The 11,727-nt window shown below is 68.2% G+C and carries 10 protein-coding genes and 2 tRNA genes; 4 read left to right on the forward strand and 8 right to left on the reverse strand.

Going from position 1 to position 11,727, the window contains the following annotated elements:
- Positions 1-130: 130 nt before the first annotated feature.
- Positions 131-2,752, reverse strand: a complete 2,622-nt coding sequence (locus V1460_RS29655; RefSeq protein WP_338676670.1) for a valine--tRNA ligase — start codon at positions 2,750-2,752, stop codon at positions 131-133.
- A 138-nt stretch (positions 2,753-2,890) separates the two neighbouring features.
- Here V1460_RS29655 and V1460_RS29660 point away from each other — a divergent pair, with 138 nt between their 5' ends.
- The gene (locus V1460_RS29660) at positions 2,891-3,943 is read left to right on the forward strand and encodes a hypothetical protein (protein ID WP_338676671.1); all 1,053 of its coding nucleotides are present in this window, start codon (positions 2,891-2,893) and stop codon (positions 3,941-3,943) included.
- Between the two features lie 93 nt (positions 3,944-4,036).
- Here the strand turns inward: V1460_RS29660 and clpX are convergent, their stop codons facing one another.
- The 5 genes from clpX to V1460_RS29685 form a co-directional block, all read right to left on the reverse strand.
- On the reverse strand, positions 4,037-5,320 hold the full coding sequence (clpX, locus tag V1460_RS29665; RefSeq protein WP_338676672.1) for an ATP-dependent Clp protease ATP-binding subunit ClpX: 1,284 nt from the start codon (positions 5,318-5,320) through the stop codon (positions 4,037-4,039).
- Between the two features lie 147 nt (positions 5,321-5,467).
- On the reverse strand, positions 5,468-6,145 hold the full coding sequence (locus V1460_RS29670) for an ATP-dependent Clp protease proteolytic subunit (protein WP_338676673.1): 678 nt from the start codon (positions 6,143-6,145) through the stop codon (positions 5,468-5,470).
- 71 nt (positions 6,146-6,216) lie between these two features.
- Positions 6,217-6,822: an ATP-dependent Clp protease proteolytic subunit gene (locus tag V1460_RS29675; protein WP_338678261.1), complete on the reverse strand. Its 606-nt coding sequence runs from the start codon at positions 6,820-6,822 to the stop codon at positions 6,217-6,219.
- A 415-nt stretch (positions 6,823-7,237) separates the two neighbouring features.
- Entirely contained in the window at positions 7,238-8,611 is a 1,374-nt protein-coding gene (gene tig, locus V1460_RS29680) for a trigger factor (protein ID WP_338676674.1), read from the reverse strand.
- A 185-nt stretch (positions 8,612-8,796) separates the two neighbouring features.
- A tRNA-Pro gene (locus V1460_RS29685) sits at positions 8,797-8,873 on the reverse strand.
- Between the two features lie 199 nt (positions 8,874-9,072).
- Between V1460_RS29685 and V1460_RS29690 the strand changes: the two genes are divergently transcribed.
- Positions 9,073-9,143: transfer RNA gene (locus V1460_RS29690), tRNA-Gly, on the forward strand.
- Between the two features lie 107 nt (positions 9,144-9,250).
- Positions 9,251-9,424, forward strand: coding sequence for a hypothetical protein (locus tag V1460_RS29695; protein ID WP_338676675.1), 174 nt, complete (start codon positions 9,251-9,253; stop codon positions 9,422-9,424).
- Between the two features lie 3 nt (positions 9,425-9,427).
- On the opposite strand, the gene V1460_RS29700 is transcribed toward V1460_RS29695, so the two are convergent.
- Complete coding sequence (locus V1460_RS29700) at positions 9,428-9,622, reverse strand: hypothetical protein (protein WP_338676676.1); 195 nt, start codon at positions 9,620-9,622, stop codon at positions 9,428-9,430.
- 390 nt (positions 9,623-10,012) lie between these two features.
- On the opposite strand from V1460_RS29700, the gene V1460_RS29705 reads away from it, so the two are divergent.
- Positions 10,013-11,323 carry an acyltransferase family protein gene (locus V1460_RS29705; RefSeq protein WP_338676677.1) on the forward strand — a complete coding sequence of 437 codons (1,311 nt, stop codon included), beginning with the start codon at positions 10,013-10,015 and terminating at the stop codon, positions 11,321-11,323.
- On the opposite strand, the gene V1460_RS29710 is transcribed toward V1460_RS29705, so the two are convergent.
- Positions 11,247-11,720 (reverse strand): HD domain-containing protein, encoded by a 474-nt coding sequence (locus V1460_RS29710; protein ID WP_338676678.1) that lies wholly within the window; start codon positions 11,718-11,720, stop codon positions 11,247-11,249. The genes V1460_RS29705 and V1460_RS29710 overlap by 77 nt on opposite strands.
- Between the last annotated feature and the right edge of the window lie 7 nt (positions 11,721-11,727).

Below are 11,727 nucleotides of genomic sequence, written 5' to 3' on the forward strand. Positions count from 1 at the left end.
GCGATCGGTGTGAGGCGCGCCGTGCGGTGCGCACCCCGAGCAGGTGCGAGGTCCCCGGAGCCGGGCGTGACGCCGCCGGTCCGACGGCGTCACGGGTGGCTGCGGGGACCTCGCACCTGCTCGGTGCGGGTCAGCCCTGCGGCAGCTTCGCGAGCTGGCTCTCGATCCGTGCGATGTCCTCGTCCGCCTTGGCGAGCCGAGTACGGATCTTCTCCACCACGTTGTCGGGGGCCTTGGCCAGGAACGCCTCGTTGCCGAGCTTCGCCTCCGCCTGCTGGCGCTCCTTCTGCGCCGCCGCGAGGTCCTTGGCGAGGCGCTTGCGCTCCGCCGCCACGTCGATGGTGCCGGACAGGTCCAGTGCCACCTCGGCGCCCGCGACCGGCAGGGTGGCCGTCGCGGTGAAGTCCTCGCCTTCCGGCTGGAGCCGCAGCAGCTGCCGGATGGCGGCCTCGTGCGGGACCAGCGCGGTGCCGTCCAGGCTCAGCCGGGCGGGGACCCGCTGGCCGGGCTGGAGGCCCTGGTCGGCGCGGAAGCGGCGGACCTCGGTGATGACGGACTGAAGGGACTCGATCTCGCGCTCGGCCGCCCGGTCGCGGAAGCCGCTGTCGACCGGCCAGTCGGCGACGACGACCGACTCACCACCCGTGAGAGTGGTCCAGAGGGTCTCGGTGACGAACGGAACGATCGGGTGCAGCAGCTTGAGGGTGACATCGAGGACCTCGCCGAGGATCCGCTTGGAGACCTCGGCAGCCTCGCCGCCCGCCTGGAACGTGGTCTTGGACAGCTCCACGTACCAGTCGAAGACCTCGTCCCACGCGAAGTGGAACAGCGCGTCGGACAGCTTGGCGAACTGGTAGTCCTCGTAGAGCGCGTCCACCTCGGCGACCACCGTGTTCAGCCGCGACAGGATCCAGCGGTCGGTGGACGACATCCGCTCGGGCGCGGGCAGCGGGCCCTCGACCGTGGCACCGTTCATCAGCGCGAAGCGGGTGGCGTTCCAGATCTTGTTGGCGAAGTTGCGCGAGCCCTGGACCCAGTCCTCGCCGATCGGGACGTCGACGCCCGGGTTGGCGCCACGCGCCAGCGTGAAGCGCAGTGCGTCGGAGCCGTACTTGTCCATCCAGTCCAGCGGGTTGACCGCGTTGCCGAAGGACTTGGACATCTTCTTGCCGAACTGGTCGCGGACCATGCCGTGCAGGGCGATGGTGTGGAACGGCGGGGTGCCGTCCATCGCGTACAGGCCGAACATCATCATCCGGGCGACCCAGAAGAAGAGGATGTCGTAGCCGGTGACCAGGACGGAGTTCGGGTAGAACTTCGCGAGGCTCTCGGTCCGCTCGGGCCAGCCGAGCGTGGAGAACGGCCACAGGCCGGAGGAGAACCAGGTGTCCAGGACATCGGTCTCCTGGGTCCAGCCGTCGCCGGACGGGGGCTGCTCGTCGGGTCCGACGCACACGATCTCGCCGTCCGGGCCGTACCAGACCGGGATGCGGTGGCCCCACCAGAGCTGGCGCGAGATGCACCAGTCGTGGAGGTTGTCGACCCAGTCGAAGTACCGCTTCTCCATCTCCTGCGGGTGGATCTTGACCTTGCCGTCGCGGACCGCGTCGCCGGCGGCCTTCGCCAGCGGGCCGACCTTGACCCACCACTGCATGGACAGCCGCGGCTCGATGGTGGTCTTGCAGCGGGAGCAGTGGCCGACGGAGTGGACGTAAGGGCGCTTCTCGGCGACGATCCGGCCCTCGGCGCGCAGGGCGGCGACGATGGCGGAGCGGGCTTCGAGGCGGTCCAGGCCCTGGAAGGGGCCGTGGGCGGTGATGACCGCGCGCTCGTCCATGACGGCGAGGTTCGGCAGCCCGTGCCGCTGGCCGATCTCGAAGTCGTTCGGGTCGTGCGCGGGCGTCACCTTGACCGCGCCGGTTCCGAACTCCGGGTCGACATGGGTGTCGGCGACGACGGGGATACGGCGGCCGGTGAGCGGCAGCTCGATCTCCCGGCCGACGAGGTGCTTGTAGCGCTCGTCCTCCGGGTGGACGGCGACGGCCGTGTCACCGAGCATCGTCTCGGCGCGGGTGGTGGCGACGACGATCGCTTCCTCGCCCTCGCCGTAGCGGATGGAGACCAGCTCGCCGTCGTCGTCCTGGTACTCGACCTCGATGTCCGAGATGGCGGTCAGACAGCGCGGGCACCAGTTGATGATGCGCTCGGCGCGGTAGATCAGCTCGTCGTCGTAGAGCCTCTTGAAGATGGTCTGGACGGCCTGGGACAGGCCCTCGTCCATGGTGAAGCGCTCACGGGACCATGCGACGCCGTCACCGAGGCGCTTCATCTGCCCGGAGATCTGGCCGCCCGACTCGCCCTTCCACTGCCAGACACGCTCGATGAACGCCTCACGGCCGAGGTCGTGGCGGGACTTGCCCTCCTTGGCCAGCTCGCGCTCGACCACGTTCTGGGTGGCGATACCGGCGTGGTCCATACCCGGCTGCCACAGCGTCTCGTAGCCCTGCATCCGCTTGCGGCGGGTGAGTGCGTCGATCAGCGTGTGCTCGAAGGCGTGGCCCAGGTGCAGGCTGCCGGTGACGTTCGGCGGCGGGATGACGATCGTGTACGGGGGCTTGTCGCTCTTCGCGTCGGCTTCGAAGTAACCGCGCTCTACCCAGCGCTCGTACAGCTTCCCCTCCACCTCGGCCGGCGCGTACTGGGTCGGCAGTTCGGGGTTGCTGGCTGGCTGGTGATGAGTGTTGTCGGTCACGGGCCACAGTTTAGGGGTGTCGCGGTCGCGTTCTGAAACGGGAATCCTCCGTAACGGTCTGCGCCCGATGCCCCCGAGGCGGGGCCCGTTTCCGACAGGATGTTCGGTACGCATAGGCATCTGGAGGGGAACCCAGTAATGAGCTACAACCAGCCGGGCCCGTACGGCGGCCAGCCTCCGCAGCAACCGGGCCCCTACGGCGGTCAACCTCCGCAGCAACCCGGTCCGTACGGCGGTGGCCAGCCGGGTCCCTACGGCCGGCCGCCACAGGCTCCCGCCCAGCCCGGCTACGGCTATCCGCAGACACCGCCGCAGTCCGGCTACGGCTATCCGCAGGCACCGCCGCAGCCCGGCTACGGCTACCCGGGCCAGCCTCCCCAGCAGCAGCCGGGCCCGTACGGGCAGCCTCCCCACCAGCAGGGTCCCTACGGGCAGCCGCTCCAGCAGCCCCCGTACGGCGCGGGCCCAGGCGTGTATCCGGCCCCGCCGGCGCAGGGCGGCGGCAAGAAGGTCGGGCTGATCATCGGAGGCGTCGCCGTGGTGGCTGCGATCGCCGTGGGGGCGTACTTCGTGTTCGGCGGCGGCGCGACACTCGCGGACGACGGCCCCCACAAGCTCACCACGCCCGCGAAGGTACTCGGCGAGTACAACAGCCTGTCCAACGGCAACCAGGCGGGCAGCACGGACAACTCCGTCAGCGAGGACCTCGAGAAGAGCGGGGTGAAGGACGGCAAGTCCGTCGTCGGCGCGTACACGACCGCCGACCTCGACCCGTCGGAACTCAACCGCTTCGACCTGGCGGACCCCACCACGTGGCCCCCTGAGCTGGCAACAGCCAAGGGCATCTCGTTCTTCGGCGCCTACGGCAGGATCGACGACCCGAAGAAGGCGCTGGACACACTCTTCGCGGACATGAACAAGAACGCGTCCGGGAGCGGCGGGAAGGGGAAGCTCGTCGGAACGCCCGAGGAGGTCAGCCCCGACGACTTCGACAACGGCACCATGAAGTGCCAGGCCGCGGAAGGCAGCGACCCGGTGACCAAGCAGACCAAGACCGACTGGTTCTGCGCCTGGGCCGACTACAGCACCATCGCGATGGTGTCACCGGGCGACCGCACCAAGAACGTGGACAAGGACACGGCCATGGACATCACGGCCAAGCTCCGCAACGAGATCCGCACCAAGGCCTGAGACACGTGCGGCGCGCATACCGCGCGTATACCGAAGTGCGCCCGCCGGTCGCATCGACCGAGGGCGCCCTTCGCGCGTGAGCGAGCGGAACGGCTAAGCCGACTTCTCGTGGCGGCCGTCGTGCTTCACGATCCTGGGTACCAGGGTCGGGTTCACGTTGTTGTGCACCACGTCCGCCGTGATCACCACGCGTGCCACGTCCTTGCGGGACGGCACCTCGTACATGACCGACATCAGGACCTCTTCCATGATGGCTCTGAGCCCACGTGCACCCGTTCCGCGCAGGATCGCCTGGTCGGCGATCGCCTCAAGCGCCGGGCGGTCGAAGTCAAGCTCCACGCCGTCGAGTTCGAACAGCCGCTGGTACTGCTTGACCAGCGCGTTGCGCGGCTCGACAAGGATCTTCAGCAGGGCCTCGCGGTCCAGGTTGTGCACCGAGGTGATGACCGGGAGGCGGCCGATGAACTCGGGGATCATGCCGAACTTCACCAGGTCCTCGGGCATGACCTCCTGGAACTGGTCACTCGCCTCGATCTCCCGCTTGGAGCGGATCGTGGCGCCGAAACCGATGCCCTTGGCACCGGCCCGCGCCTCGATGATCTTCTCCAGACCGGCGAAGGCACCGCCCACGATGAACAGCACGTTCGTCGTGTCGATCTGGATGAACTCCTGGTGCGGGTGCTTGCGGCCGCCCTGCGGCGGTACGGAGGCGGTGGTGCCCTCCAGGATCTTCAGCAGGGCTTGCTGCACGCCCTCGCCACTGACATCGCGGGTGATCGACGGGTTCTCGCTCTTGCGGGCGACCTTGTCGATCTCATCGATGTAGATGATCCCGGTCTCGGCCTTCTTGACGTCGTAGTCGGCGGCCTGGATCAGCTTCAGCAGGATGTTCTCGACGTCCTCGCCGACATAGCCCGCCTCGGTGAGCGCCGTGGCGTCCGCGATGGCGAACGGGACGTTGAGCATCCGCGCGAGAGTCTGGGCGAGCAGGGTCTTGCCCGAGCCGGTGGGGCCCAGGAGCAGGATGTTGGACTTGGCGAGCTCGATCGCGTCGTCGCGGCCCTGCCCGCCGCCGTTCTCACCGGCCTGGACGCGCTTGTAGTGGTTGTACACCGCGACCGAGAGGGCCTTCTTCGCGGGCTCCTGCCCGACGACATAGCCCTCGAGGAACTCGTAGATCTCGCGCGGCTTGGGAAGCTCCTCCCACCGCACCTCGGAGGTCTCGGCGAGCTCCTCCTCGATGATCTCGTTGCAGAGGTCGATGCACTCGTCGCAGATGTAGACCCCGGGGCCTGCGATGAGCTTCTTCACCTGCTTCTGGCTCTTTCCGCAGAACGAGCACTTGAGCAGATCGCCGCCATCACCAATGCGTGCCACGAGGTGCTTCCCCTTCGCCTGGGAGCGCTTGGTTCAGCTGCTCCTGGTGCCTCATATCCGACGGTACCTTGCCGGGCCCCTCGTTCGGGCCCCCCTTGGCGTGGTTCACATTTGACGTGCACCACGCCAAGGGTCGCTGGGCCTTTGTCAGGCGGCCGATGCGGCCGTGCTCTTACGGGTGGACACGATCTGGTCCACCAGGCCGTACGCCAAGGCGTCCTCGGCGGTGAGGATCTTGTCCCGCTCGATGTCCTCGCGGACCTTCTCGATCGGCGTGGAGGAGTGCTTGGCCAGCATCTCCTCGAGCTGCTCGCGCATGCGCAGGATCTCGTTCGCGGCGATCTCCAGGTCGGAGAGCTGCTCGCGGCCGGTCTGCGAGGACGGCTGGTGGATCAGCACCCGCGCGTGCGGCAGGGCCATCCGCTTGCCGGGGGTACCGGCGGCAAGCAGCACGGCCGCGGCGGATGCCGCCTGGCCCATGCACACGGTCTGGATGTCCGGCTTCACGAACTGCATCGTGTCGTAGATCGCGGTCAGCGCGGTGAAGGAGCCGCCCGGGCTGTTGATGTAGATCGAGATGTCGCGGTCCGGGTCCATCGACTCCAGGCACAGCAACTGCGCCATGACGTCGTTGGCGGACGCATCGTCGATCTGCACGCCGAGGAAGATCACGCGCTCCTCGAAGAGCTTCGCGTACGGGTCGTACTCGCGCACGCCCTGCGAGGTGCGCTCGACGAAGCGGGGGACGACGTAGCGGTTGTCCACCTGCGGGCCCGTGTAGAGGCCGCTCGCGGAGAGGTTGTTCTGCATGTGGGTGTTCACCATCCTGGTGGCGTTTCGCGGGCTGGAAGTCTGGAAGGCCGAGGGCGGGAGCCGAGGCGGGCCCGGGGACAGGCTCAGGCCCCGGTGCCACCGCCGCCCGGAACGCCCGAGGCAGCGGAGATGATCTCGTCGATGAGCCCGTAGTCCTTGGCCTCCTCAGCCGTGAACCAGCGGTCGCGGTCGCCGTCGCGGATGATCGTCTCGACCGACTGACCGGAGTGGTGCGCGGTGATCTGCGCCATCCGCTGCTTGGTGCGCAGCAGGTACTCGGCCTGGATCTTGATGTCCGACGCGGTGCCGCCGATACCGGCGGAGCCCTGGTGCATGAGGATGTCGGTGTGCGGCAGCGCGAAGCGCTTGCCCGCGGTGCCTCCGGTGAGCAGGAACTGGCCCATGGAGGCCGCCATGCCCATGCCGATGGTGACGACGTCGTTCGGGATGTACTGCATGGTGTCGTAGATCGCCATGCCGGCCGTCACCGAGCCACCGGGGCTGTTGATGTAGAGGTAGACGTCCTTCTCGGGGTCGGCGGCCAGGAGAAGGAGCTGTGCCGTGATCTTGTTGGCGATATCGTCGTCCACCTGCTGGCCCAGGAAGATGATGCGCTCGCCGAGCAGCCGGCTGTAGACCTGGTCGCCGAGGCCTCCACCGATGGACGGCTCACCGGCGGCGTTAGGCATCAGAATCGTCACGTAATCCACCTGCTCGTCTCTGACGGCTGCGGCCGTCTCAGCGTCTGTAGTACTGCCGGGGCGACTCCCCGGGATGATCCCGGGGGCGGGTACTCCCCTGCCCTCGTATTCATGGACCCTAACGCGCTGGTGGGCGGGCGCCATCCCGGTTCTGGAACTGTTCGCTGGGAGCGCAAGGTGCCGGGGTCCGGGGCAGCCCCCGCCGGACCGGGGGCCTCCGGCCCTGCCGCCGCCCGCCCCCGCCCTGCTCCGCGTACCGTGCCCACGCGCCGGAGACCGCCCCACGCCCTGCCCGCGGCTCGCGGCATCCCGGAGCCGGGCGTCGCCGGGTGGGGAGCCCGAAAAGCGGACGGGCCCGGCCGCATGTGCGGCCGGGCCCGTACTACCCGATGGGGTGAGGTGCTCAGGCCTCGGTCTTCTCGGTGGACGCCTCAGCGGCCTCAGCGGCCTCGTCCTCGTCCTCGTCCTCGTCACCCAGGTCGACGATCTCGCCGTTGGTGTCCTTGACCGTGGCGGCCTCGACCACTGTGGCGAGGGCCTTGCCGCGGGCGACCTCGCCCACGAGCATCGGAACCTGGCCGCCCTCGACGATCGCCTGGGCGAACTGGTCGGGGGACATGCCGGAGGAGGCGGCGCGGCGCATGAGGTGCTCGGTGAGCTCCTCCTGGCTGACGTTCAGCTTCTCCTTGTTGACCAGCTCGTCCAGGACGAACTGGGTCTTGATGCCCTTGATCGCCTGTTCCTTGGTCTCGGCGTCGAACTCCTCGGCGGTCTTGCCCTGGATCTCCAGGTACTTGGCGAGGTCGAGACCCATCTGGCCGAGCTGGTGGTGCTCCAGGTTGTGCTTGCGGGTGTTGACCTCGTCCTCGAGCAGCTTCTCGGGGATCGGGACCTCGACCAGCTCGAGCAGCTTCTCCAGGACACGCTCCTGGGCCTGGGTGGCCTGGTCGTACTGCTTCATGTTCTCAAGGCGCTTGCGGCTGTCGGCCCGCAGCTCCTCAAGGGTGTCGAACTCGCTCGCCATCTGGGCGAACTCGTCGTCCAGCTCGGGCAGTTCGCGCGCGGCGACCTCAGTGACCTTGACGGCGACCTCGGCCTCCTTGCCCTCAGCGGAGCCACCCTTCAGCTCGGAGGTGAAGGTGGCCTCACCACCGGCTTCGAGGCCGGTGACGGCCTCGTCGATGCCGTCGAGCAGCTCGCCGGAGCCGATGGTGTACTGCACGCCGTTGGCGACGCCGTCCGCGAGGACCTCGCCGTCGACCTTGGCCTCCAGGTCCACGGTCACGACGTCACCCTCGGCGGCGGCGCGCTCGACCGGGGAGGTGGAGGCGAAGCGGGAGCGGAGCTGCTCCACGGACTTCTCGATGTCCTCGTCGCTGACCTCGAAGGCGTCGACCTCGACCTCGATGCCGGAGTAGTCCGGGATCTCGATCTCGGGGCGGACGTCGACCTCGGCGGTGAAGTTCAGCGTCTCGCCGTCCTTCAGCTCGGTGATGTCGACCTCGGGCTGACCCAGCGGGTTGATCTCCGCCTCGTTGACGGCCTCGGTGTAGAACTTCGGGAGGGCGTCGTTGACGGCCTCCTCCAGCACCGCCGCACGGCCGAACCGCTGGTCGATGACCCGGGCCGGGATCTTGCCCTTACGGAAGCCCTTGACCGTGACCTGCTGGTTGATCTTCTTGTACGCCGCGTCGAGGCTGGCCTTGAGCTCCTCGAAGGGCACCTCGACAGTGAGCCGAACCCGGGTCGGGTTCAGGGTCTCTACGGCGCTCTTCACGGTTCGGTCTCCTTGGTGGCTGAATACTGGGGGTCTGCTGGACTCATCCCGGCGCGTGGTCCGGCGGCGGCTCAGCGGATCGGGCCCGGCTCTTCAGACACTCGTCAGACACACGGGCACGCAGCTTGCATAGTAACCGCAAGCGGGACGAGCCCCACAACGTGACCTATGAGAGGTGTACGTACTGGTCGGGGTGGCGGGATTTGAACCCACGGCCTTCCGCTCCCAAAGCGGACGCGCTACCAAGCTGCGCCACACCCCGTTTCGGTGCGACACGTAGGGTACATGGCCGAACGCCCGTGGTCGGACCTCTTTGCCGCACAGGCGTCGCCCGGAGGTACCGGGCGGCCGCCGCACGCGCCATGGACGGAATGAGTGTGCGGCCACCCTCACGGACCCGCTACGATGCTCTTCGTGCCGCGGCGCCGACGACCTTCACGGGCGGACGTCGCACGGTTCCTGCGGGCGTAGCTCAATGGTAGAGCACTAGTCTTCCAAACTAGCTACGCGGGTTCGATTCCCGTCGCCCGCTCTTGATGGCTCAGGGCCAGGTCAGAGGCTTAGAACTCCGGCCTGGCCCTGATGCGTTCCCCACACGCACGGGGCGGCGGGGGTGGGAGCGCGGGCAGACGGCGATACGTGGCCAAGGGCGTGCCGGGCGGCGGCTACCGCATCTGGGACAGCCGGCGGCAACGCCGGTGGGACGACCACGACGAACTGCGCCCTGCCGACCTTCTGACGGAACTCAACGGCGCCGCCGATCAGACCAGGATCGCCGTCCTGGTCAAGCGGTACAGGGCACAGAAGCGTTGAGTGTCAGAATTTGATCGCGTTGATCGAGCTCGCTATCGAGTCGAGAAAGTTTTGGATCGACGGCGCCATGCCCGTCGAGGCCAGGAAGAAGCCGAACAGTGCCGCGACGACCGCGGGCCCGGCCTTGATCGAGCCGCTGCGGATCATCACTACGAGGATGATCGCCAACAGCAGCACCACAGACAGCGAAATGGCCACAACTGATCACACCCTCGGTCGGTCCACCGGGCCCACACGGGGAGCATGCGACCCAGCACGCCCCCTGCCCATCCCATCGTGCCACCAACCACCGGGCCGCGGATGCCGACTGACGCATCGTCGGACGGGCGAGCCGGACCGACACACAGCCGACTCTCCCCGTTTACCCACTTCCGCCAAATGCACACGACCCGGTCACAAGAAATTCAAGCAATATTGGTGAGTTAATTCACCCCTCTCTTCGGACCCACGGCCGGAGTGGTCGAATTGCCCGGTTCGCCATGGATGAACTGGGGCATACGCGGCGCCTGTCGGTGGCTTAGAGAACGAATTGAGAGAATCGGCGAGCGTGTTTTACGTAATCCGATATGGCGAGCTAGGGTGCCTCGAATGTTCCAGGCTCCGAATGCATTGCGGAGGAACCGGTCGCCCGAGGCTTCCCGGGATCCGGAACCCGTCCCCGCAGCGAACGTGACAGAAGTGGCGACAGTGGCGAAGCCGTCGGCGCCGCCGACAGCGGCGGCACTGCCGACGCCGCGCCCGGCGGCCGCGTCGGTGGCGGCGGATCAGGCCCAGGGCAGCAGACGCGACCCCTACTTCGACAACGCCAAGTACCTGGCGATCGTGCTGGTGGCCATGGCGCACGCGTGGGAGCCGGTGATGGAGGGCAGCCGCGCCACACGGGCGCTGTACATGCTCGTCTACACCTTCCACATGCCGGCGTTCATCGTCATCTCGGGCTACTTCTCACGGAGTTTCACCGCCCGGCCGGACCAGCTGAAGCGGCTGGTCAGCGGGATCGTGGTGCCGTATCTGGTGTTCGAAGTGGCGTACACGCTGTTCAAGCGCTGGGCGGACGACGATCCCGGCTACCCGTTCAGCATGACGGACCCGCTGTATCTCACCTGGTTCCTGATCGCCCTGTTCGTCTGGCGCCTGTCGACCCCGCTGTGGCGTTCACTGCGCCACCCGCTGCCGATCGCCCTCGTGATCGCCGCGCTCGGCTCGCTGACCTCGGGCATCGGGCAGGATCTCGACCTGCAGCGGATCCTCCAGTTCCTGCCGTTCTTCGTGGTGGGACTGCTGCTGAAGCCGGAGCACTTCCGGATCGTGCGAAGGCGCGAGGTGCGGCTGCTGGCCCTGCCCCTGTTCGCCGGTGCCGCCGCGGTGGCCTACGCGGTGGCACCGCACATGCGGATGGGCTGGTTCTACCACTCGTCCGGCGCCGAGGACCTGGACGCTCCCTGGTGGGCCGGGCTGGTCATGGCACCCGTGCTGTTCGTGTGCTCGATGCTGCTGACCGCCGCCTTCCTGGCCTGGGTACCGCAGCGGCGGACCTGGTTCACCGTGCTCGGGGCCGGCACCATCTGCGGCTATCTGCTGCACGGCTTCCTGGTGAAGACCCTGGACTGGCGGGACCTGGTCCCCCAGTACCCGTGGCTGGCCACACCCGCGGGGGAGATCGTCCTGACGCTGGCCATCGCCGCCGCCGTCACGGTGCTCTGCACACCGCCGGTGCGGCGGGCACTGCGGTGGGCAACGGAGCCCGACCTGTCCTGGGCCTTCCGCCGGGAGGAGCGCAGGAGCGGGGAGGGCCGGAGCGGCGACCAGGAAGGTCGGGGCGTCAGCCGTCAGCCGTCGGCGGGTCCCCCGTCGCGATCAGCCCCAGCAACCGCCGTACCGTCGCGTACTTATCGGTGAGCCGGTCCCTGGTCGCCTCGTCCAGTACGGCGAGGCGGGCCGGGTCCGCGTTGTGGGCGAGGTCGGCCTGTTTGACGAGGAGCGCGCCGGGAGTCGCGAGGATACGGCGGGTGTAGTCCGCGAGCGGCTCGCCCGGGTTCTTGGTGAGGGCCAGGACCATGTCCTTGACGGACCCCGGCAGTGCGGCGGCGGCCAGCCAGTCGCGACTCAGTGCGTGGTCCTCGACGGCGTCATGCAACCAGGCGGCCGCGATCTGCTCGCGGCTGCCGCCACGGGCCCGCACACCGTCCGCCACCGCCTGAAGGTGCTCGGTGTAAGGGCGGCCGGCCTTGTCCAACTGCGCGGCATGGGCCTCGCGGGCGATCGACTCGACCTCGGTCAGGCTGAGATACGGCATGCGTCCG

The organism is Streptomyces sp. SCSIO 30461 (assembly GCF_037023745.1).
Taxonomy (GTDB): Bacteria; Actinomycetota; Actinomycetes; order Streptomycetales; family Streptomycetaceae; genus Streptomyces.

Bases quoted from the DNA above. Each gene is read 5' to 3' on its own strand.
- V1460_RS29670 (WP_338676673.1), bottom strand. From the start codon at position 6,145: ATGGTGAACACCCACATGCAGAACAACCTCTCCGCGAGCGGCCTCTAC.
- V1460_RS29705 (WP_338676677.1), top strand. From the start codon at position 10,013: ATGTTCCAGGCTCCGAATGCATTGCGGAGGAACCGGTCGCCCGAGGCT.
- V1460_RS29710 (WP_338676678.1), bottom strand. From the start codon at position 11,720: ATGCCGTATCTCAGCCTGACCGAGGTCGAGTCGATCGCCCGCGAGGCC.
- V1460_RS29660 (WP_338676671.1), top strand. From the start codon at position 2,891: ATGAGCTACAACCAGCCGGGCCCGTACGGCGGCCAGCCTCCGCAGCAA.
- V1460_RS29675 (WP_338678261.1), bottom strand. From the start codon at position 6,822: ATGCCTAACGCCGCCGGTGAGCCGTCCATCGGTGGAGGCCTCGGCGAC.